Origin of the sequence: Paenibacillus sp. FSL R5-0486 (genome assembly GCF_037975155.1) — a bacterium.
Classification (GTDB): domain Bacteria; phylum Bacillota; class Bacilli; order Paenibacillales; family Paenibacillaceae; genus Paenibacillus; species Paenibacillus amylolyticus.
The window spans coordinates 5,967,520-5,988,107 of sequence record NZ_CP150237.1 but is presented as its reverse complement, the minus strand read 5'-3'; the positions used below and the strand labels follow the sequence as shown (position 1 = coordinate 5,988,107).

The window sequence follows — 20,588 nt, the reverse complement described above, 5'->3', positions numbered from 1 at the left end:
TTAGTATTGATTAAAAATTAATGCCTTGTACAACAAAATTAGATGTAGACAAGTATTTTAGGAGAGGGAAAGGGGACGGTTGAATTGTTAATGGTGAAAATGAGGAGTATTCAGAGGGGGTTCATTACGCTAGCCGCTCTGGTTCTGATTGTTGTACTTACGGCATGTTCCAGTGATGCAGAGACGAGCAGTGGTGGCAAGCTACAAGTAACCGCTACAACGGGAATGATCGCTGACGTAGCACGTGAGGTAGGCGGGGCATATGTTGATGTTACCGGGCTAATGGGCCCGGGAGTTGATCCCCACTTGTACAAGGCATCCCAAGGTGATATTCGCAAGCTGGAACAAGCAAAAGTCATTTTCTATAATGGACTGCACCTTGAAGGCAAAATGACAGACATTTTGGAGAAAATGTCCTCAAGCAAGCTGGTTACTGCTGTTACAGAGACTATTCCAGTTGAGGAGTTACACTCAGGCAAAGATACAGGCGGCACCGAATATGATCCACACGTCTGGTTTAACGTCAGCCACTGGATGCATGCGGCAGAAGCCGTACGCGATACGCTCGTGGAGGCGGACCCGGACCATGCGGAAGAATACAAGGCTCAAGCAGAGGCGTATCTGGCGAAGCTCGAAGTACTGGATGCCGAGGTGCGTGAGAAGATTCTGGAGATTCCGGAAGCGAGCCGGGTATTGGTTACGGCGCATGATGCATTTGGATATTTCGGTCAGGCATATGGCATGAAAGTGATGGGGCTTCAGGGCATCAGTACAGCAGCCGAATACGGTGCAAAAGATGTTAGCGAACTGCGGGATTATCTCGTAGATAACCATATCAAAGCAGTATTTGTTGAATCGAGTGTACCCGCAAAAGCGATGGAAGCCATCATTGCTGGAGCAGCTCAAAAAGGACATACAGTCAGCATTGGTGGCGAACTGTTCTCGGATGCCATGGGGGCTGAGGGAACGGAAGAAGGCACATACATCGGTATGATTCGCCACAATGTTGAGACGATTGTAGAAGCCCTGAAATAATGAATCACATGAAGAGAGGAGTTACAGGATTATGGAAGATACAACTTTATTGGAACAAACTCCTACGAAACTGAACAACAGTCACTTGCAGGGAACGCAGCCAACATCGGCTCCTCTTAGTGTGAGGGATCTGGCTGTTGCATATCACAAAAAGCCTGTGCTTAGCAGCGTATCCTTCGATATTCCGGAAGGACAGCTCATCGGAATTCTCGGACCAAATGGTGCAGGAAAATCCACCCTGATCAAAGCTGTTCTGGGACTCGTACCGAAGATGCATGGAGAGGTACGGATCTTTGGACAATCGTACAGGCAACAACGTCGCCGCATCGGTTATGTGCCCCAACGGGAATCGGTGGACTGGGATTTTCCAACGCATGCACTCGATGTGGTGATGATGGGACGGTATGGTCATCTAGGATGGTTCCGTCGTCCGGGGAAAAAGGAGCGAGACCTGGCGGCACACTGCCTGGAGCAAGTCGGCATGGGTGATTACATGTACCGCCAGATCAGTCAGCTGTCCGGTGGACAGCAGCAGCGTGTCTTTCTGGCGCGGGCACTCGTGCAAGACGCGGATCTGTATTTCATGGATGAGCCATTTGCAGGTGTCGATGCCACCACGGAGAAAGCGATCATTTCGCTTTTGGAACAGTTGAAGAAACAAGGCAAGACGGTACTGGTCGTTCACCATGATCTGGCGACAGTCGAGGAATACTTCGACCATGTGCTGCTGCTCAATGGACGACTGGTGGCAGGTGGGCCGACAAGTGAAGTATTTGTACCGGATACATTGCAAGAGACGTACGGAGGCCGGATTGCGATGATCGGAAGCCGGACGGAGAAAGGCCAGGTGTAGTGCATGTGGAACTGGATCGTTGCCATCTTAACTGACCCCAATACACGTTGGATATTACTTGGCTGTCTGTTGCTGGGATTCAGTAGCGGAATTATTGGCTCCTTCACCTTTCTTCGCAAGCAGAGCCTGATGGGGGATACCCTCGCTCATGCTGCTCTGCCTGGGATCTGTATTGCATTTATGTTGACGGAAACGAAGTCGGTCGGATTATTCCTGTTCGGTGCTCTGGTGGCTGGCATTGTTGCTACCTTCGGAATCTCGTGGATTACGCGCTACTCCCGAATCAAGCAGGATGCGGCGATGGGAATTGTGCTGACCGTCTTTTTCGGGGTTGGTGTAGTGATGCTGACGCGCATCCAGCATGGGGCGAGCGGAAGTCAAAGCGGACTCGATAAATATTTGTTTGGGCAGGCGGCATCCATGGTCATGACGGATGTGTATGTCATGGGTGGTGTATGTCTCGTATTGCTGATTGCCTGTCTGGCTTGGTTCAAGGAATTCAAACTGGTGAGTTTTGACCCAGGCTTTGCAAGAGGTATGGGACTGCCAGTTGCCATGTTGGAGCAGCTCATCCTGCTCTTAACGGTAATCGCGGTGGTGGCCGGAATACAAGCCGTTGGTGTCGTGCTTGTTGCGGCCTTGCTGGTAACCCCAGCAGCAGCGGCACGTTGCTGGACCGACTCACTCGCACTGATGGTGGTATTGGCTGGCATATTTGGTGCATTGAGTGGTGCAACAGGGACTATCTTCAGTACGCTTGTACCTAATCTGCCGACAGGACCTGTAACCGTTCTTGCGGCTACGGTGTTGTTTGCCGGGTCAGCCTTACTGGCTCCGCGTCGTGGATTATTAGCTCGACGTTTGCGTAGTATTCAGGCAAAATCGGCGTATATGCGTGAAGAGCGGGCCACACTCCAGACTCTCGCCACACAACGAAATCAGCAGGAACGGGGGGAGATGTAATGGCAACGTTTTGGATTATCTTAACGGCCGTATTGGTTTCTTCCGCCTGCGCCATCCTCGGTTGTTTTCTGATTCTGCGGCGAATGGCTCTGGTCGGTGATGCGATCAGCCATGCGGTCCTCCCTGGTATTGCGATTGCTTTCCTGTGGAGTGGTTCCAGAGATTCGTTATGGATGCTACTTGGTGCAACGGTGTTTGGACTACTGACGGTGTTCTTCATACAGAGTTTGCAGGCGGGTGGACTGTCGTCTGATGCCTCGATCGGAATTGTGTTCACAGCACTCTTCGCAGTAGGGGTCATTCTGATTAGTCTGAACGCCCAGCATATTGATCTGGATCTGGACTGTGTTTTGTTTGGTGAGATCGCTTATGTACAGTGGGATACGCTAACCCTTGGAGGTACGGATGTCGGGCCGAGGGCGGTCTGGATGCTGGGTATCACTTTGCTAGTCATCCTCGTCGTTATTGGGCTGTTCTACAAACAGTTCAAGCTATGTGCCTTCGATCCGGCGCTGGCTGCGGCCTGCGGCATTCCAGTAGTGCTGTTCCACTATCTGCTCATGGGACTCGTTTCGATGACGTCCGTAGCTTCATTTGAAAGTGTTGGTTCGATTCTCGTTGTGGGCATGCTGATTGTACCTGCGGCGGCGGCTTACCTTCTCACTGATCGTCTGGGCAAAATGATTCTGTATGCCGTCCTAATCGGAGCAGCATCCTCGGTTGGAGGTTACATCATGGCATATGCCCTGGATGCTTCCATTGCGGGCTGTATGGTAGCTGTTGCTGGAATTTTGTTTCTTCTCGCACTGCTGCTGTCACCGAAACATGGCATCGTATTCCGTTACGCTCGTCGCAAATTCGCGGCAAGGTAATGAAAGATTAAGTGAATAACAGGTGAATAAATAAAATTATAAGAAGCCGTCTGCATCGCAGGCGGTTTTTTGCGTGTCTGGTCGTATTACTTTTACAAGGGCAACCGGATATAACATATGCAATATAAATTGATAATGTAGCGTCATCCTGCTGATTACGGGTTATTTTGTTGCATACAGATGATCTGTGGTAAAATGTCGTTAGCTGTGACGTCCGGAGCGTCCATTTTACGGATGCCGGGCGATCTTGTTGTGAAAGAATGTTTAAAATTAGGGAGAAATAGAGAGACAACCTAGGAGGAACTACTGTATGAGTGAACTGAAATACAAATTGCTTGCATTGGATATGGATGGAACATTACTTAACGATAATCATGAAATTACACAGGAGACCGCCAAGTGGATTCAAATTGCCATTCGTCGGGGTGTACATGTGTGCCTTTCTACGGGAAGAGCGGTATTCCACGCCATGCCTTATGCGGTCCAGCTTGGGCTGGAGACACCGATGGTTACTGTTAATGGTAGTGAGGTCTGGAAAGCCCCGCATGATCTGCATATGCGTCATCTGATGGACCCGGCATTGATTCGCAAAATGCAGGAAATTGGTGAGAAATATAACAGCTGGTACTGGGCATACTCCGTGGAAGAACTCTTCAATCGGGACCGCTGGACGGACAATATTGAAGGTCTGGAATGGTTGAAATTCGGCTTCAATACGGAAGTGGATGAAGTGCGTCACCAGATCATGATGGAACTGCAACAAATGGGCGGTCTGCAAATGACCAACTCCTCACCCGTTAATATTGAGATCAACCCTGCCGGCGTATCCAAAGCCAGTGGTGTAGCTGAAGTCTGCAAGCTGCTGGGCATCGAGATGTCCGAAGTTGTTGCTGTCGGAGACAGTTTGAATGATCTGGCTGTCATTGAGGCCGTGGGTCTGGGTGTAGCAATGGGCAATGCGCAGGAGCAGGTCAAGGAAGCGGCTGATCTGATCGTAGCGAGTAACAATGAAGACGGTATTGTTGAAGTGATCCGTGAACATATTTTGAAGGGGGAGTAACCTTTGCTCGCAACCGTTGCCTGGATTTTGATTGTGCTGCTGTTTGCAGTGGGGATGGCTGGAACGGTATATCCCATACTGCCTGGTGCTGTAGCGATTTTCTTCGCGTTTCTGGTCTACGGCTGGTTCTTCAGCTTTGATCCGTTTGGTGTGTGGTTCTGGATCATTCAGATTCTGATTGTTGTTGTGTTGTTTGTGGCTGATTATGTCGTCAGTGCATGGGGCGTGAAGAAGTTCGGTGGCTCCAAGTTATCAACAACGCTGAGTACCATTGGTGTTATCATTGGCCCATTTGTCATTCCGGCATTTGGATTGGTGCTGGGACCATTTATCGGTGCATTTATCGGGGAACTGATCGGAGGTTCTTCACCTTCCAAAGCGTCGAAAGTTGGATTTGGTTCCGTTGTGGGGCTATTTACGAGTACTGTGATGAAAATTATTTTGCAAATCGTCATGATTGTTCTCTTTATTATCTGGGTGGTAAGATTCGCCTAAACGTTCAGGATTAGCTTCAACGGGATGCACGTCCGGTGTGGAGGAAAGAAGGGGAATTCGTTTGTCTAAGAAAGAAACATTCATTAGGGGTACGCTCATACTGGCGGCCGCTGCACTGATCGCAAGAGTACTCGGATTGGTTCAACGGGTGCCGCTGGAGCATATCCTCGGCGATATCGGTAACGCATCGTTTACCATCTCCAATACGGTATATTTAATGCTGTTAACTGTAGCAACGGCGGGCATACCGAGTACACTTAGTAAGATGGTATCGGAACGTTATGCGCTCGGACGCGCGAGTGAAGCCCAACAGATCTACCGTGCAGCCCTGATCTTTGCCGCTGTGGCCGGGGTAGTCATGTCTGCTTTGTTGTGGTTCGCGGCACCTTATTATGCTACGTATGTGTCCAAAGTACCGGAGTCGGTCAGCGCCATTCGCGCCTTGGCTCCAGCGTTACTACTTTTCCCGGCTATTGCGATGATGCGTGGATATTTCCAAGGACGCGGCAACATGACAGCGGGTGGTATTTCACAGATTGTTGAACAGTTCGCCCGTGTAGGTACAGCCATTATCGTGGCTTATGTCATGCTGCAATGGAATTATGATGACCAGACGATTGCTGCAGGTGCTTCATTTGGTGGGGTATTAGGAAGTGTGGGTGCCTTCGGTGTCATGCTGTACTTCACCTTGAAGCTACGTCGTAGCGACCGTGCGGCCCAATTGAATTACGAGCGTGCAGAGCAGTTACCGATGCGAGGTATCTACAGTGATATCTTTAAGCTGTCTATTCCAATTGTGCTGTCTTCACTTGCGGTTCCAGCCATTAACTTCATCGATTCATCCCTTGTGGTACCACTGCTTAGTGGCCAGATCGGACTCGAAGAAGCGACTGGTGTACTTGCGATCCTGGGTGCGAAAGCCCAAAGTATTGCGGGTATTCCTCCGATTCTGGCTATCGCTTTGAGTCAATCATTGGTGCCTGTCATATCGGCAGCATTTGCCCGCAAGGATGAAGCGCATCTGAAAAGTCAGGTTACACTTGCCTTGCGCATTTCGATTCTGACTGGTATGCCGATTGTCATTGCACTTTGTGCGGCAGCGTATTCGGTCAACGGATTGCTGTTTACCAATCTGGATGGAACGCCGATCATTGCCTTGTTAACATTCGGTACCATTTTCCAGATTACGATGATGACCACCAACTCTATTTTACTAGGGGTAGGGAAACCGCGGATTACGATGATCAGTGTCGCAGCAGGTGTTGTGATCAAACTGATCGCAAGTCTGATTCTGGCGCCGATCTTCGGCATTTACGGCATCATTATTGCAACGGCCCTCTGCTTCTTGGTCATCACGTACCTGAATCTGCGGGTCCTTCGCAAAATCGTTGATTTCTCCATCATGGGAGATCGTTGGAAAGGATTTATCATTACAGTGTTGCTTGCAGCAGGTGTAGGATTTGCAACGAACTGGATTGGCAATACGATCTTTGGATTGTTCCTGCCAGCGCGTGTATCCTTCTTGCTTACCTGCCTTGTGGTTGGTTTGCTTGTTGTGGTGGTGTATCTGGTTCTCATGGTTGTGCTGCGTGTACTGCGCAAGGACGAGCTGGGCGGTTACCCCCGTATTCTGCAAAAAATTCTTCGTCCACTTATGCGTCTTCAACGTGGAGCTGGGCAAAGAGGTTAAACATGCAAGGAGCATCATCCATGCTCCAATATTTTGTGAAAATAGGATACAGGCTCTGTCTGCTGTTTAGCGGACAGGGCTTTTTGTATAGTTAAGGAGAGTTGAGCGACTGAACTCGACATTAGCCCAGCAAGCGAGGATTAGCGGTACATCGGGTATCACATCATCCGTCTTTGCCTGCTCTATATGATTTTTAGCATTAGTGTGTGATGGCCTTGGCATCATGAGCCAGTGCTGTTTTCAGCATGCCATACCGGTGTTCGTGACTCATCTCAAACAGCCATGGCCGACGCGGTGCCGTCAGATAACCGAGACAATCCCGAGTCTGAAGCCAGTCCTGTCTGGTGATCGGTTCATAAGGCGTGTCCCCCCATACGGAGAGCAGTTCCGGACTATATAATCGTTGCCCTTCTGGAAGCCATTCTTCATCCATTAGCTCCTGAGCATAAAGTGTATGTTCCCCTGCCTCGTCTTCACGATTGGTAAACAGCCCAGGCCAATATTCAGCGCGCGAGCCACGATGGGGAACCAAGCGTGCGAACTCCAACACTTGTGTGTGTACTTGCTCCACGCCAAACAACAGGGCATATAGCCCTTTGCCAAACATGATTCGCTCATCCAGTTTGCCAAAATGTTCAATGACGCGTCCTGCGAGTCCTGCTCCCCGTCCAAGAGGAAAGACGATATGATTCAGACCGGCCAGATTATGCAGATGGAATGCGGGTTTGGAAAGTACTTCTTTTTGAAAATAAGGATGTTGCACCACCCGGCTCTCGATATAGTTCTGCTCATTAATAATTAATGCCACACTTAGCAGTGAACTGCATCGTTCCAGCCAAAAGCGTTCCCAAAACGGGGTCATAAACGCCGATACGTGAAAGTGCGACAAGAGATGGAAACAGCTACGTCCGATCCGGCGACTGTTCATATACAGCAGAAGCTGGGGATAGGCATCCTGGAAAATGAGTGCATTGCATCGCTCCAGCAGCCGATACATATGCTCGCGATCGCTTTGATTCTGTAGATTATGCATTAAGTCACTCTGAAGATCTGTCATGTGATATCCGCCGTTGCGAGAGACCATATGGGCCAGTAGTGCCCAATGCAGTTCGGGATATTGCTCATAACATTCCAGATAGGCTGCCGTGCGGGTGATATTACTCCGATTGTGCTCCTGAGTCAGTGTCTTAATCTCTTCCAGAATGATGCAATCTTCTTCGCAGACGAGTGCGCTTTGAACCTGGTCCGTGCGTGTAAAAGATTTGTTGCTGGTAGGTAACAAACGCTCCAGCTCAGACTGTAAGGCAGCTGCTGTATCGGTATCCCACTCGATGTCACGCAATGGGTGACGAAGCTGTGCTGAAGCTTGCCATGCAGCCTGTTTGCCACGCCAGATTTCACGGGCAACACCCGGAATGGAACGGACCATCTGAAGGAGGGACCCGTGATGTTGTTCGCTGGAAGAATCGGTTCTGGTGGAAGTCATGATGTGACATCCTTTCATGATGTACTGGGTTTATTTTCACAGACCATGTGGTTATTCTAAGTATGCGCTGATTATTTGACTTCCACTCGCCAATTTGCTTCACTTAGGGTAAGACAAGGTACAGAAAGGGAGATGAACCGAATGGAACAGATTACTTCCAAACCGGCTTTTGATGTAGCCATCCAATCCCCACGTTTGACGATTGCCGTATTCAAGGCAGACTGGTGTGGTGACTGCAAATACATCGATCCGTTTATGCCTGAGGTTGAAGAGAAATATGCACGTGAACTGACCTTGATTGAGGTCGACGTGGATCAGGTTGGAACCGTTAGTGAAGAGCAGAATATTCTTGGCATTCCAAGCTTTGTGGCGTATACAGATGGCCGCGAACTCGTACGGTATGTGAACAAGCTGCGCAAGTCGAGAGAAGAGATTGAGCAGTTCCTGGATCGCGCAGTTGAGGTGTACAACACGATCCATAAATAATGTTATACAAGCTCAACTTTTACACAGGCACTCCGATGACAGAATAACCTTCCGATCGCTGTTATCCCCAGATTTCTTTGATCCCTTTTATAAAGGGGAGAAATCCGGGGATAAAGGCGAAGCATATGCTTCCGATGCAGCTTTCTTTCAGAAAGCTTTTAGCTCCGCTTCTTCAGGCTATTTCTGTCCTCTCCGTTATTGTGTAAATGTTTCATTGAACTTATATAAAAGTATGACAGGTTCATGTTGTAAAAGGGTATAATAAAAAGAACGCCATTTCTCTTGAAATAGGGAAATGGCGTTTGTGTGTTCGACACGTTCTATGTAAGAAACGTTTCTGTACATATCCTCAATGACCTGTGGGTCATTATTTCACCAGACGTTAACATTTTGTCACAAAGCGCGACGTCAATGAACATTTTATCCGGTATAATGAATTTAGTTGTGAAATAAGTGTCAAAGTACCGAAACAAGCGGAGAATAATTCTTCGCCATCTTAAACCAACAGCGGGTGAGAAAAAATTGAAACACTTAACTTTGTTTAAATGGTTAACCGTATTAACCTGTCTTGTCATGTTTCTGGCCACTTTTGGTGGAGGCATCGTAACCAAAACGGAATCGGGCCTTGGCTGCGGAACAGAATGGCCTTTATGTAACGGAAAACTCGTTCCCGCACATACTGTGGCTTCACTCATTGAATATTCCCATCGCGCTGTAAGTGCACTGGCTGGACTGTTGTCCATTGCCTCGTTTGTTGCTTTTCTGCGGTTTGGCAAGTCACGCCGTGACCTGCAATTGTTTTCTTTCTTAACTCTGGTATTTGTTATCGTCCAGGGAATCATGGGGGCTTTTGCCGTTGTCTTCTCCCAATCTTCAGCAGTCATGGCACTGCATTTTGGTTTTGCACTGATCGCTTTTGCGAGTTCTCTAATGATGGCGCTGGGCATAAGGCAGGAGGCCAAAGATGGCGGATTGGAGCGCCTGAATAAATACCCTCGGGTTAGCAAAAAATTCAGGAATCTGGTCTGGTTCTCCACCATTTACACATATCTCGTGGTATACACAGGTGCATTTGTGAGTCACACGGATTCTGCCGGCGGATGTTCTGGATTTCCGCTTTGTAACGGTCAGATTATTCCTGAGCTTTCGGGTGGGGTAGCGGTTGCTTTTGCTCACCGTGCAGCAGCTGCGTCGCTCGTGATTGTTATCGCAATCCTGGGTCATTTCGCTTACCGTAATCATCCGGACAACAAGGAAATGCGTACTCTGGGTGTGGTATCCGTTGTTCTTATTCTGATGCAAGTAGTCATTGGTATTTTCATGATGGTGACAATGAACCGTCCGGAAGTATACATGTTCGTAGCTCTTGCTCATATGCTGGATATCGCCATATTGTTCGGAGTCTTAACGTATATGAGTTTCTTGGTGTACAAGCTACATCGCCCGGCTAATCGTTTCTAAGATATAGATCCATTCTTTTTCAAAGGTACTTGGGCTAAATATGAAAGTCCACCATCCAGTGATGTACATCATTGGACAGGTGGACTTTGTTTGATGTCAGGGGGATCAGGGCAACCTATGCCAAGCAGCAATTACACGGAATGGATGATGTGTTACGTATACGGTGATGAATTCTTGTTGATTTGGAAAAGAGGAGGTTAACAATGCTGCGAACGTTGTTGGGGGAAAAGCCACGTATAAACGAAGGTAAATTGAAGGCAGCGATGGACGCAATGGCGCATACGCTTGAGCTATTTCAACGACAAATGCATGTGGACCATGATCCCACGCATGACTATCGGAAACTGTATGTGTGGACTCAGGGACTCATCTCCTCACTGGATGAACTGGAGCAAAGCTGTTTCGCTGCTGCTCATTTTCGCAAAAAGGTCGTTGCAGGCTCAACGGATGATATGACGGCGACTGAAAAAGCCGAGTATGCACGTTATGTGTATTTCTACAAAGATGGCTTTATCCGCTGCTTTGCCATTCTGGATAAAGTCGGCACAGTATTAAATGAAATATTCCAGCTGAATACTTCCAATACCAAAGCGCATTTTTCTTATTTTACTGTGTTAAGGCAGTTCGACTATGCAAGGGAGCATCATGATCTTGCATTGCAATTAATACAGATCAAGGACTCTTATCGTGAACCGATGAGCAAGCTGCGCAAGCGACGTAATATGGAAATTCACTACATGAACTCAGAAATGCACGATGACCTGTGGCAGTTACACCAGACCTTGCAAGGTAAAGTGAAATTGGAGGATCTGAATCAGCATGTGCAGGAAATGCGTCAGGGCGTGGATATGGTCTGTGAAACGTTAACAGCCTCTTATAGTTATATCAATAAAATATGGAAAAGAAATAATTCCCTTTGACAAATCGGAATACTTGGAATATACTGAGTTTCAATCGAATGTTACATGGATATAACTGATATTTCGGAAGTTACGTTCACATTATAAAGCATAAACTACATGAACTTATAAAATCCTACAACAACATATTTCTTATCGAGAGCGGCGGAGGGACAGGCCCGATGAAGCCCGGCAACCGATTTGTAATGACATGATACATGTATCATTCGTTATAGATGTTAGGTGCTAATTCCTACAAAATGGTGCAAGACACGATTTTGGCAGATGAGAAGGTATATTCTTTCACGTGAAGAGCCCTCTTTGTATCTGCAAAGGGCTCTTTTTTTGTACTTTAAGTGGAGTTTTCCTTTAGATCGGGTAAAGATACATGTAGGTGTTTGGAAAGGGGCAAGTGCGATTGATTGAATTAAAAGGTTTAACGAAAACGTACGGCAAAGGGGCAAAATCTACAACAGCGTTATCCGAGCTGAATTTGAGCATCCAAAAGGGTGAAATCTACGGTGTGATTGGCCATTCCGGAGCTGGAAAAAGCACATTGATTCGCTGCATTAATTTGCTGGAACGGCCTACGGAGGGTGAGGTATGGGTCGACGGAATCAACCTGACTGAACTGAGCAAAACCGAATTGCAGCAACAGAGACGCAAGATCGGGATGATTTTTCAACATTTTAATCTGTTATCTTCGGCAACGGTATATGACAATGTAGCTTTTCCACTAAAGCTTGTGAATACACCCAAGGAAGCCATTGATCGCAAAGTGAAGGAAATGCTTACATTGGTTGGTCTGGAGCACCACAGCAGCAAATATCCGGCTCAATTATCGGGCGGCCAGAAACAACGTGTAGGGATTGCGAGAGCACTTGCAAGTGACCCAAATGTTCTTCTCTGTGATGAGGCTACTTCGGCACTTGATCCGCAGACGACAAATTCAATCCTGAAGTTATTACTCGACATTAATGAAAAGTACAACCTTACGATTGTGCTGATCACACATGAGATGCATGTCATTCAGAACATCTGTGACAAGGTGGCTGTCATTCATCAAGGTGGCATTGTGGAACAAGGACCTGTAACAGACGTGTTCCTGAAGCCGCAGCATGCGATTACGCGGGACTTCATGATGCGTGACCATGAAGCTGGACTTGCTCTGGAAGAGACCGCTCTGGCAAATGCAGGCGTTGAATTGCAGGCAGGTGTTGCTTCCAAACTTGTGAAGATATCCTTTCTGGGTAACAAAACGTATGAAGCGATTTTGTCTAGAACGGTACGTAAAACAGGCGTGGATTTTGCCATCCTGCAAGGTACAATCTCTACGATCAAACAGGTTCCTTATGGGCAGCTGACCGTTCGGTTCGAGGGTGATTTAAATGCGATTGATCGGACGATATCAGAATTAACCGCTGAGGGACTTGATGTGGAGGTGCTTCGTTAGATGGATTTTTCAACCGTACGTTGGGAAGAGGTTGGTAAAGCTTCCATAGAGACACTGCAAATTTTGGGTGTATCAGGCTTGTTTACCGTTATCTTAGGTTTACCGCTCGGAGTACTGCTGTTCATGACAGCCCGATCTGCTTCGATTAAGTCACGGGCAGTGTACACTATACTATCCCTGATTGTGAATATTTTGCGCTCAGTCCCATTTATCATATTGATTGTTGCTCTTATTCCATTCACTCGTATACTCGTCGGTACAGCTACGGGGGTGCTCGGCGTTATACCTCCTTTGGTGATTTCAGCAGCTCCTTATTTTGCTCGTTTGGTGGAGACGACGTTGCGAGAAGTTGATCGAGGTGTCATTGAAGCGGCACAGTCGATGGGTGCATCGACCGGACAGATTGTAAGACGGGTGTTACTGCCTGAGGCACTGCCTGGACTGCTTGCTGGTATAACGATCACCATTGTTACGCTCGTCTCCTATACGGCGATGGCGGGCATGGTTGGCGGTGGAGGTCTGGGAACATTGGCAATCAACTATGGATACTTCCGTTATCAAAATGAAATTATGATCATATCCGTAGTGTCGATGATCATTCTAGTGCAAATTCTCCAGATGGCTGGAGATCGCTTGGTTACATTTTTCACCAGGAAATAACACATAGATAACATGATGGATATGCATTAATGCAGATGCCACATGACAAAATGATTAGAGAAGGGGTTTTACACATGAAAAAATGGTCTTTTGCTCTACTTAGTCTTATGTTGATTGCGGTTCTCGCAGCTTGCGGAAACAACAAGGACGCCGATAGCGGCGCAGACAATTCAGCAGGTGCACCTCGTACAGTTGAATTGAAAGTTGGAGCTTCACCTACACCACACGCAGAGATTCTGGAAAGCATCAAGCCTGAACTGGAAGCACAAGGTATCCGTCTGCAAGTCGTTACGTTCAATGACTATGTACAACCCAATCAGCAACTTGCTGATAAAAAATTGGATGCGAACTTCTTCCAGCACCAGCCTTATCTGGACACAGAGAATAAAGAACGTGGATTCAACCTCGTTTCTGTAACACCTGTTCATGTTGAACCTTTTGGTGGATACTCCAAGAAGATTAAGTCTTTGGATGAATTGGCTGATGGCGCAAAAGTAGCAATTCCAAATGACCCATCCAATGGTGGACGTGCACTGTTGTTGCTTGCGAAGGAAGGTATCATTACGCTGAAAGACAACACGAATATTACATCTACGATTCAAGACATCACAGCCAATCCGAAGAACCTGGATATCATCGAGCTGGATGCAGCCATGATGCCTCGTCAATTGGATGAAGCGGATCTGGTATTCATCAACGCTAACTATGCGCTTGAAGCGAACCTGAATCCGGCGAATGATGCTTTGCTGATCGAAGATCTGCAAGGTAACCCATACGCAAACATCCTCGTTTCCCGTGAGGACAACAAGGATGCAGATGCAATCCAAAAACTGGCTGCTGCTCTGCACTCCGAAGAAGTGAAAACATTCATCAAAGAACGTTATAAAGGAGCAGTTGAACCTGCAACTGAATAATTCACGATATGTATGATATGATGTGAAGCTATTAAGAATAAGCCGTATATCTCTTCTGAAGAGATATACGGCTTATTTTATGTTTCCTAATCTGTACTGACGTGGGGATCAACATAAGTCAAAGTTTTTCCGGTTTATCCACGTCAGAATGATGCCCAGATTGGAGGTAGTAGGATAATTCATTCTGATCAGCATACTGCTGTTCATCGGCTTCTTGCAGGTACGTCCTCTCGGAGGGAGAGAGTTTCTCTTCTTCTCCGTGTGAGCTTTTGATTTTGTATCTGATCCAACCGATTAACCCAAGGACGACAACGAGGATCAAAGCCCATCCTTTTTTGAGCAAAAGAAGAGCACTGAATTTTTGGGAAGCCGTGTACCCGATCCCGCCCATCAGAAGACTGTTGAGCCCTATGGTGGATGTTTTGTCAGTCGAAGCATTGTACTCCTCGTAGGTATATCCTGCATTGATGCTAAGTTGATTAAGGACAGTTTCCTCGAATACCTGGCGGCTCTGTTGAAAGTTGTCCGTATCGGTAACCAGAATGGCTGTGATGTACCCTTCGCGTGTCAGGAGTTTTACATTGTAATTGACCATGGCTTGCTGATCAGCATTCTTAAAACCGAGGGAGTAAACCAACTGATGTTTGGTACTGTCATATGTCGGTTCGATCTCCCACCCCGTTATGTACGTTCTATATTCAGGATCAAATTCTCTGTTATCTTCTTCTGTGCCTCGGATATAACTGCTTAACAGCTCTTCGGCACTTAAATTTTGATCGTCATCATGGATATGACCTGTCTTCACGTACTCGAACACAACATACCACGAGCCGAATTCACTATTGCTGGTTAGGCTTCCGATTTCGTTCCCATTAGGCTTTCCATCACTGTTAAGTATCGAGCGTTGGGTATTGGGCTTATCCAGATAGGAATGGCTTTCAGGGACTTCCAGGGTGGCCTTACCGTCCAAAGAGACAGATGCTGGTCCAGTAATCCAATCGTACTCATCTGGTGCTGGCTCATTCTCACTTGCCGCTGATACCTGTAAGGCACTAGAGACTGTGAATAAACTCAACATTAAAAGTGTAAGAAATAATATCCATCTTTTGTTCTTCATATTCGTGTAGAGGTCCTTTCAGGTTATATCCTCGACAGTACCATAGGTGTTTAATTTCAATCAAGATATATTTGGAATTAAAGGTGAATAATCCCTTGTGGATAAGCGAGTTGTAGGAGGACGATAAATCTTTTATACTGGATAGTGACTGCTCTTTGAAGAGGGGGATGAACGTGAAGGGAAAGATTGCCCTCATAACGGGAAGTGCCAAAGGTCTTGGTAAAATGACGGCCCTCAGTCTGGCAGATCAAGGGTGCCATATTGCCCTGAACTATGTACACAGCAGAACAGAAGCTGAGGCTTTAAAGGCTCAGATTATAGCCAAGGGTGTGCGGTGCATTGCCATCCAGGCTGATATATCCAAGGTGGAAGATATCTCTTCATTGGTTGAGCAGGTGGAAGGTAACCTTGGCAGCATTGATATTTTGGTGAATAACGCAGGTCCATTTATCCGTGAACGACGATTATTTGCGGATTATTCTGAAGCTGAGGTCCAGATGCTCGTGCAGGGAAATCTGTTGGGACCGATGTTACTGGATCAGCGTGTATTGCCAGAGATGAGACGCAAGCAATGGGGACGCATTATCCATTTTGGCTTCAGTCATGCTGGAGAAGCGAGATCTTGGCCTCATCGCGCCGTATATGCGGCTGCCAAGGTGGGTCTGGTATCTTTTACAAAGACACTCGCGGTTGAAGAAGCCCCGTATGGAATTACGGTTAACATGGTATGTCCAGGTGACATTCGTGGTGCGAACAAAGAGAAAACGATTGATGAAATGGCAGGCATCATCGACGAGGAAACACCAAGAGGGCGTCCAGGCAGCGGTGAAGATATTGCACGAGTGATTACGTATCTGTGCCTTGATCATTCCGATTTTATAACAGGTAACATTATGGATGTATCTGGAGGACTTGATCCGATTCGTCCGACCATACAGCGTGAGGATACTTAAAAGGTGAATTGAAGGATTGTACGTGGAATCTGGTAAAAGGGACAGATGAAATGGACTCTCTGCATATGCACACAAAAAAAGAGCCCTCCGCTTCATGCGAAGCGAAAGGCTCTTGAGGTTTATTTCGTGAAGGATTGATTAGAATACTTGTACGACTTCTTGTACACCCTCAACTTCTTCGAGAAGGGCACGTTCAATCCCGGCTTTTAAGGTAATGGTGGAGCTTGGGCAACTGCCGCAGGCACCGACCAGTTTCAGCTTAATAATGCCGTCTTCCACGTCGACCAGTTCCACGTCACCGCCATCGCGTTGCAGAAACGGACGAAGTTTGTCAAGCACATCAATTACTTCATCATACATGGTGCTTTGTGCGTTTTCGCTCATTTTTTTCAACTCCTTTCCCCTATATTATATTACAAATGGCCACAAATTAAAATGGTCAAACAAAGCAGGTGAACCTATATGAGACCGATTATTGAATTTTGTGCCAATAATATGCATTTTGGCACAGATGAAGTCATGGATCAACTGGAAGAAAATCCAGACTACGACGTGATTGAATACGGCTGCCTCACCAACTGCGGCCAATGTTCTATGACTCCATTTGCACTGGTGAATGGCGAAGTTGTCATTACGGACAAAGTGGAAGATCTATATAACGCCATTCTGGCCAAAATTGGCGAAGCCGATGCCTGGGACGAGCTTGATCTCGACTAACCGAGATGGCGCTTGGACATCCAGAGCACACCACTTTTCAAAATACGAGGTACACGTCCCATCATGGACGTTTTGCCCATCAGCCCAAACCCAGACTTCTTGCCGAGTGCACCCAGTGTGCCACGAAGCTTGAGTGGATGTGGATTGGGCTTTTCGCCTTTCCAGAGGGCATGCTGAATATGGGCGATCTGCTCACCCTGTACTTCCGCAGCTTGACCGCTAGGTGCATAAGGTACACTGGCACAGTCACCAACGACATACACATCGGTATATTCCGGGATTTGGTAGTATTCATTCAAGACGACACGTCCCTGAGGATCTTTGGTTACGTCCAGATCCTGTACCACTTTTACTGGCTGAATGCCTGCAGTCCATACGACAGCATCTGTTAGAATCTGTTCATCCCGGTTATAGATGGCATTAGGTTCAACGCGTGAAATGGCGATATGCCCGCGTGTCTCTACCTGATGTTCGTTGAACCATTCATGCACATACACGGATAGACGTTGCGGGAAAGCGGATAATACACGTTCACCACGATCCAAAATGCTGATGTTCAGATCCGGTCTGCTCTCACGAAGTTCGGCTGCTATCTCGACACCACTTAATCCGCCACCTACGATATGCACATTGCCATAGGCTTTGACTTCATTAAGGCGCAGGTAGGTCTCGCGTGTTTTGCTAAAGCTCTGAATGGTACAGCTGTAGTCTTCGGCGCCTGGTGTGTTGTGGAAACGGTCTGTACAACCAAGTCCAATGACAAGTTTGTCGTACACGAGCGGGTCTTGGCCTTCAAATTCAATCTGACGCTGTTCCAGGTCAATCGAAGTAACTTCTCCATAACGGTAAGTGACTTTATCGCTCACTGGAAATTGGATACGCAGGTCATAATCAGATACGGTTCCTGCTGCGAGTGCGTAATATTCTGTCTTTAATCCCTGAAAGGGGCTGCGGTCCACCAAAATAATTTGTGTATCGGATGGAATTTTACCTTCCAGAAGTTCCTTGATGATGGTGAGGCCGCCATAACCGCCTCCAAGAATGACGAAATTTTTCATGACTCGGCTTCCTTTCTGCATCAGTCCCACCGAAATGGGGCTGTAAACTGTGGAGCAGCTATGCAATAACATAGCTGCTCCTTTTGTTATGATTTGAATAATTGAAAAGTAGATATTGAAAATTGAAGATATTAATCAGCAGTTTGCACCACTCGAATTCAAACGTCTCCCTATAATGAAAGCTGCGTTCTGGAGTGGTGCCGGTGCAATATTGGTTGTGGATGGAGTTATATCCTATTCGTACACTTGAATTTCATTGTAGAACGTATCACGTTCTACCGGAATACGTCCTGCACCTTTAATGAGCCATATGAGCTCTTTACGTGTAAGACCTTCAGGTGTGAGTGCACCTGCCGCATGACTAATCCGTTCGCGAACGATTGTGCCGTGTGCATCCGAAGCACCAAATCCAAGAGCAACTTGAGCCAGCTGTGGACCGATGTTAATGAAGTATGCTTTGATATGATCGATGTTATCCAGCATCAGACGGCTGATCGCAATTGTTTTGAGATCCTCATAAGCCGAGTTACGACGCATAATGCTTGCGTTTTTACTTTTTGGCTGCATGGAAAGTGGGATAAAGACCATGAATCCGTTGGTCTCGTCTTGCAATTCACGGATCTGCACCATATGGTTGACGCGGTCCTCATAGGATTCAATTGATCCATACAGCATCGTTGTATGGGTACGCATGCCCAGGTTATGAGCAGTACGGTGCACCTCAAGATAACGATCTACGTTCGCTTTGTCTACACGCATTTTTTTGCGATATTCATCCGACAGAATCTCAGCGCCGCCACCAGTCAATGTTTTCAAACCTGCTTTTTGCAGCTCCTGCAGAACTTCCTTGATACTGAGTCCGCTGATGCGAGTGAAGAAATCGATCTCGGCTGCCGTGTAGGCTTTCAGCGTAACATCCGGATATTTCTCGTTTAAAGCACGCAGGGAATCGACATAATACTGAAAAGGAACATGGTTGTTATGTCCGCCTACGATATGGAACTCACGTACGCCCGGATGAATATGCTGTTCTACATAATCGATCATTTCCTGACCGGATAATGTATAGGAGCCTTCTTCACCCTGGTCTTTGCGGAAATTACAAAAAGCGCAGTGAGCTTCACATACGTTTGTAAAATAAAGACTCATGTTTTCGATGAAATATACTTTCTTGCCATTTTTCCGCAAGTTGGCCTCATTGGCCAGCTGGCCCAAAGTTAGCAGATCATCTGTTTCATACAGATATACGCCGTCTTCTACGTTCAGCCTTACGCCGTTCTGCACTTTCTCAACGATTTCAGCCATTCTTTTGTCTGTGAACGGTGTTACCAATGTAGACATACTGTTTCCTCCTGTTCTTAACCGGATTTGAGTTGTGTGTAGGATCTGCATACAGAACTACATAGCAAAGATGCGGTCAACTGCCGCCTTCTTATATGGACTAACTCTTATTTACCCGGTGCAGCGTGTGCTGCGTACGTAAAGCTAATTTTTTCATTAAAGTGAGTCTTGTGACTCTATATGCATTGGGGACTGCGGACAGTCTCGAAATGTGAAAAAAATTACAACTCTATATATGATCGTCACCTGAATAAGTCATGACAAAATATCGACATTTCAGTGCGACCACCTATTCATTATAAACCTCGTATCGCGGGGGTTCAATACACTGGGAAGAAAAAGGAGTTCAGGGGGAACGCGGAAAGAGGCAAACATGACTTGAGACCCTTGACGGGGTGGAGTATAATTTAAAGAAGAGTTAATGAAAGGTTGTTCAGAAGTACGCTTTTGATTACGAAGGATGCCTAGCGGCATCTCAGCGTCGAATATGGGATTCAGCCGAAATGTCCGTTGCTCACGTAGTTTTGCCTACGCTCCGCTACTCCATTTCTATCTTCATCCCATCTTCTTGGTACTGAAAAGCGCCCTTTTTGAACATGATTTTATATGAAAAAGGAGAGTGACCTGGCATGATTAACATCAGCGAAACGGCTGCTGACAGATTGAAAGAGATGCTTGCACAGCAAGAGACACCTGGTATGTTCCTGCGTCTTGGCGTAGCACCGGGCGGTTGCACCGGATTTTCGTACGCCATGGGCTTTGACGATAAAGAGTCCGATGAGGACCTGTATATGGATATTCAGAGCATGAAGGTTGTAGTCGAGAAGGAAAACCTGAAGTATCTGGATGGTCTCGAAATTGATTTTGAAGAGTCCGGTATGACGGGTGGGTTCACCATCCATAATCCGAACGCGGTAGCCACTTGTGGCTGTGGATCTTCTTTCCGTACGAAGGAAGATGCGGGTGTGCCTGATAAGGATTGTTAAGAACTGAGTTGTACTGCGGTTTCCCAATCTTGTTTTAAATAAGCAGTTTGCAATCCCTTTAATAGATAGCCTCTGAATTGTATCCGTTC

At 46.9% G+C, this 20,588-nt stretch carries 21 protein-coding genes and 1 riboswitch; of the genes, 16 read left to right on the top strand and 5 right to left on the bottom strand.

What is annotated here, in order from left to right; all coding sequences use genetic code 11:
• The first annotated feature begins 90 nt into the window (after positions 1–90).
• From MKY01_RS26485 to MKY01_RS26455, 7 genes are all read left to right on the top strand, one after another.
• Complete coding sequence (locus MKY01_RS26485) at positions 91–1,035, top strand: zinc ABC transporter substrate-binding protein (RefSeq protein WP_339287271.1); 945 nt, start codon at positions 91–93, stop codon at positions 1,033–1,035.
• A gap of 31 nt (positions 1,036–1,066) precedes the next feature.
• Positions 1,067–1,888: a metal ABC transporter ATP-binding protein gene (locus MKY01_RS26480; protein WP_339284227.1), complete on the top strand. Its 822-nt coding sequence runs from the start codon at positions 1,067–1,069 to the stop codon at positions 1,886–1,888.
• A 3-nt stretch (positions 1,889–1,891) separates the two neighbouring features.
• Positions 1,892–2,851, top strand: coding sequence for a metal ABC transporter permease (locus MKY01_RS26475; protein ID WP_339284226.1), 960 nt, complete (start codon positions 1,892–1,894; stop codon positions 2,849–2,851).
• The gene (locus MKY01_RS26470; protein ID WP_127548181.1) at positions 2,851–3,723 is read left to right on the top strand and encodes a metal ABC transporter permease; all 873 of its coding nucleotides are present in this window, start codon (positions 2,851–2,853) and stop codon (positions 3,721–3,723) included. Before MKY01_RS26475 ends, MKY01_RS26470 begins: the two co-directional genes overlap by 1 nt.
• Positions 3,724–4,033: 310 nt before the next feature.
• Positions 4,034–4,783, top strand: a complete 750-nt coding sequence (locus MKY01_RS26465) for a Cof-type HAD-IIB family hydrolase (protein ID WP_047841303.1) — start codon at positions 4,034–4,036, stop codon at positions 4,781–4,783.
• Between the two features lie 54 nt (positions 4,784–4,837).
• On the top strand, positions 4,838–5,278 hold the full coding sequence (locus MKY01_RS26460) for a DUF456 domain-containing protein (RefSeq protein WP_047841365.1): 441 nt from the start codon (positions 4,838–4,840) through the stop codon (positions 5,276–5,278).
• A 61-nt stretch (positions 5,279–5,339) separates the two neighbouring features.
• Positions 5,340–6,968: a polysaccharide biosynthesis protein gene (locus MKY01_RS26455; protein ID WP_339284223.1), complete on the top strand. Its 1,629-nt coding sequence runs from the start codon at positions 5,340–5,342 to the stop codon at positions 6,966–6,968.
• Positions 6,969–7,167: 199 nt separating this feature from the next.
• On the opposite strand, the gene MKY01_RS26450 is transcribed toward MKY01_RS26455, so the two are convergent.
• A complete protein-coding gene (locus tag MKY01_RS26450) occupies positions 7,168–8,454 on the bottom strand; it encodes a DUF2515 family protein (RefSeq protein ID WP_127548185.1) in 1,287 nt (428 codons plus the stop codon).
• A 141-nt stretch (positions 8,455–8,595) separates the two neighbouring features.
• On the opposite strand from MKY01_RS26450, the gene MKY01_RS26445 reads away from it, so the two are divergent.
• From MKY01_RS26445 to MKY01_RS26420, 6 genes are all read left to right on the top strand, one after another.
• Positions 8,596–8,940 carry a thioredoxin family protein gene (locus MKY01_RS26445; protein WP_017692403.1) on the top strand — a complete coding sequence of 115 codons (345 nt, stop codon included), beginning with the start codon at positions 8,596–8,598 and terminating at the stop codon, positions 8,938–8,940.
• A gap of 522 nt (positions 8,941–9,462) precedes the next feature.
• Entirely contained in the window at positions 9,463–10,401 is a 939-nt protein-coding gene (locus MKY01_RS26440; protein WP_036605745.1) for a heme A synthase, read from the top strand.
• Between the two features lie 203 nt (positions 10,402–10,604).
• Complete coding sequence (locus MKY01_RS26435) at positions 10,605–11,321, top strand: Cthe_2314 family HEPN domain-containing protein (RefSeq protein ID WP_047841300.1); 717 nt, start codon at positions 10,605–10,607, stop codon at positions 11,319–11,321.
• Positions 11,322–11,450: 129 nt separating this feature from the next.
• Positions 11,451–11,592: riboswitch (SAM riboswitch) on the top strand.
• 126 nt (positions 11,593–11,718) lie between these two features.
• Entirely contained in the window at positions 11,719–12,753 is a 1,035-nt protein-coding gene (locus MKY01_RS26430) for a methionine ABC transporter ATP-binding protein (protein ID WP_127548278.1), read from the top strand.
• Positions 12,754–13,413, top strand: a complete 660-nt coding sequence (locus MKY01_RS26425) for a methionine ABC transporter permease (protein WP_036673326.1) — start codon at positions 12,754–12,756, stop codon at positions 13,411–13,413.
• Between the two features lie 74 nt (positions 13,414–13,487).
• The gene (locus tag MKY01_RS26420) at positions 13,488–14,327 is read left to right on the top strand and encodes a MetQ/NlpA family ABC transporter substrate-binding protein (RefSeq protein ID WP_036605748.1); all 840 of its coding nucleotides are present in this window, start codon (positions 13,488–13,490) and stop codon (positions 14,325–14,327) included.
• Positions 14,328–14,445: 118 nt separating this feature from the next.
• On the opposite strand, the gene MKY01_RS26415 is transcribed toward MKY01_RS26420, so the two are convergent.
• The gene (locus tag MKY01_RS26415; RefSeq protein WP_339284221.1) at positions 14,446–15,444 is read right to left on the bottom strand and encodes a DUF2167 domain-containing protein; all 999 of its coding nucleotides are present in this window, start codon (positions 15,442–15,444) and stop codon (positions 14,446–14,448) included.
• 173 nt (positions 15,445–15,617) lie between these two features.
• On the opposite strand from MKY01_RS26415, the gene MKY01_RS26410 reads away from it, so the two are divergent.
• Positions 15,618–16,397: an SDR family oxidoreductase gene (locus MKY01_RS26410; protein ID WP_339284219.1), complete on the top strand. Its 780-nt coding sequence runs from the start codon at positions 15,618–15,620 to the stop codon at positions 16,395–16,397.
• Between the two features lie 138 nt (positions 16,398–16,535).
• On the opposite strand, the gene MKY01_RS26405 is transcribed toward MKY01_RS26410, so the two are convergent.
• Complete coding sequence (locus MKY01_RS26405) at positions 16,536–16,781, bottom strand: NifU family protein (protein ID WP_017692412.1); 246 nt, start codon at positions 16,779–16,781, stop codon at positions 16,536–16,538.
• Between the two features lie 78 nt (positions 16,782–16,859).
• Between MKY01_RS26405 and MKY01_RS26400 the strand changes: the two genes are divergently transcribed.
• Positions 16,860–17,114 (top strand): YuzB family protein, encoded by a 255-nt coding sequence (locus MKY01_RS26400; RefSeq protein WP_076328984.1) that lies wholly within the window; start codon positions 16,860–16,862, stop codon positions 17,112–17,114.
• On the opposite strand, the gene MKY01_RS26395 is transcribed toward MKY01_RS26400, so the two are convergent.
• Together MKY01_RS26395 and mqnE are read right to left on the bottom strand one after the other, a co-directional pair.
• Complete coding sequence (locus tag MKY01_RS26395) at positions 17,111–18,172, bottom strand: NAD(P)/FAD-dependent oxidoreductase (RefSeq protein ID WP_036605751.1); 1,062 nt, start codon at positions 18,170–18,172, stop codon at positions 17,111–17,113. The two genes, MKY01_RS26400 and MKY01_RS26395, sit on opposite strands and share 4 nt — an antisense overlap.
• A gap of 234 nt (positions 18,173–18,406) precedes the next feature.
• On the bottom strand, positions 18,407–19,513 hold the full coding sequence (gene mqnE, locus MKY01_RS26390; RefSeq protein ID WP_047841294.1) for an aminofutalosine synthase MqnE: 1,107 nt from the start codon (positions 19,511–19,513) through the stop codon (positions 18,407–18,409).
• 629 nt (positions 19,514–20,142) lie between these two features.
• Here mqnE and MKY01_RS26385 point away from each other — a divergent pair.
• Complete coding sequence (locus MKY01_RS26385) at positions 20,143–20,499, top strand: iron-sulfur cluster assembly accessory protein (RefSeq protein ID WP_036605753.1); 357 nt, start codon at positions 20,143–20,145, stop codon at positions 20,497–20,499.
• Positions 20,500–20,588: the final 89 nt, after the last annotated feature.

What these genes read in the sequence shown, in the direction of transcription:
- MKY01_RS26485 (WP_339287271.1), top strand. Translation starts at nt 91, where the DNA reads ATGGTGAAAATGAGGAGTATTCAGAGGGGGTTCATTACGCTAGCCGCT.
- MKY01_RS26405 (WP_017692412.1), bottom strand. Translation starts at nt 16,781, where the DNA reads ATGAGCGAAAACGCACAAAGCACCATGTATGATGAAGTAATTGATGTG.
- MKY01_RS26415 (WP_339284221.1), bottom strand. Translation starts at nt 15,444, where the DNA reads ATGAAGAACAAAAGATGGATATTATTTCTTACACTTTTAATGTTGAGT.
- MKY01_RS26420 (WP_036605748.1), top strand. Translation starts at nt 13,488, where the DNA reads ATGAAAAAATGGTCTTTTGCTCTACTTAGTCTTATGTTGATTGCGGTT.
- MKY01_RS26450 (WP_127548185.1), bottom strand. Translation starts at nt 8,454, where the DNA reads ATGACTTCCACCAGAACCGATTCTTCCAGCGAACAACATCACGGGTCC.
- MKY01_RS26400 (WP_076328984.1), top strand. Translation starts at nt 16,860, where the DNA reads ATGAGACCGATTATTGAATTTTGTGCCAATAATATGCATTTTGGCACA.
- MKY01_RS26445 (WP_017692403.1), top strand. Translation starts at nt 8,596, where the DNA reads ATGGAACAGATTACTTCCAAACCGGCTTTTGATGTAGCCATCCAATCC.
- MKY01_RS26425 (WP_036673326.1), top strand. Translation starts at nt 12,754, where the DNA reads ATGGATTTTTCAACCGTACGTTGGGAAGAGGTTGGTAAAGCTTCCATA.
- MKY01_RS26470 (WP_127548181.1), top strand. Translation starts at nt 2,851, where the DNA reads ATGGCAACGTTTTGGATTATCTTAACGGCCGTATTGGTTTCTTCCGCC.
- MKY01_RS26475 (WP_339284226.1), top strand. Translation starts at nt 1,892, where the DNA reads ATGTGGAACTGGATCGTTGCCATCTTAACTGACCCCAATACACGTTGG.
- MKY01_RS26395 (WP_036605751.1), bottom strand. Translation starts at nt 18,172, where the DNA reads ATGAAAAATTTCGTCATTCTTGGAGGCGGTTATGGCGGCCTCACCATC.
- MKY01_RS26435 (WP_047841300.1), top strand. Translation starts at nt 10,605, where the DNA reads ATGCTGCGAACGTTGTTGGGGGAAAAGCCACGTATAAACGAAGGTAAA.
- MKY01_RS26465 (WP_047841303.1), top strand. Translation starts at nt 4,034, where the DNA reads ATGAGTGAACTGAAATACAAATTGCTTGCATTGGATATGGATGGAACA.
- MKY01_RS26480 (WP_339284227.1), top strand. Translation starts at nt 1,067, where the DNA reads ATGGAAGATACAACTTTATTGGAACAAACTCCTACGAAACTGAACAAC.
- MKY01_RS26385 (WP_036605753.1), top strand. Translation starts at nt 20,143, where the DNA reads ATGATTAACATCAGCGAAACGGCTGCTGACAGATTGAAAGAGATGCTT.
- MKY01_RS26460 (WP_047841365.1), top strand. Translation starts at nt 4,838, where the DNA reads ATGGCTGGAACGGTATATCCCATACTGCCTGGTGCTGTAGCGATTTTC.
- mqnE (WP_047841294.1), bottom strand. Translation starts at nt 19,513, where the DNA reads ATGTCTACATTGGTAACACCGTTCACAGACAAAAGAATGGCTGAAATC.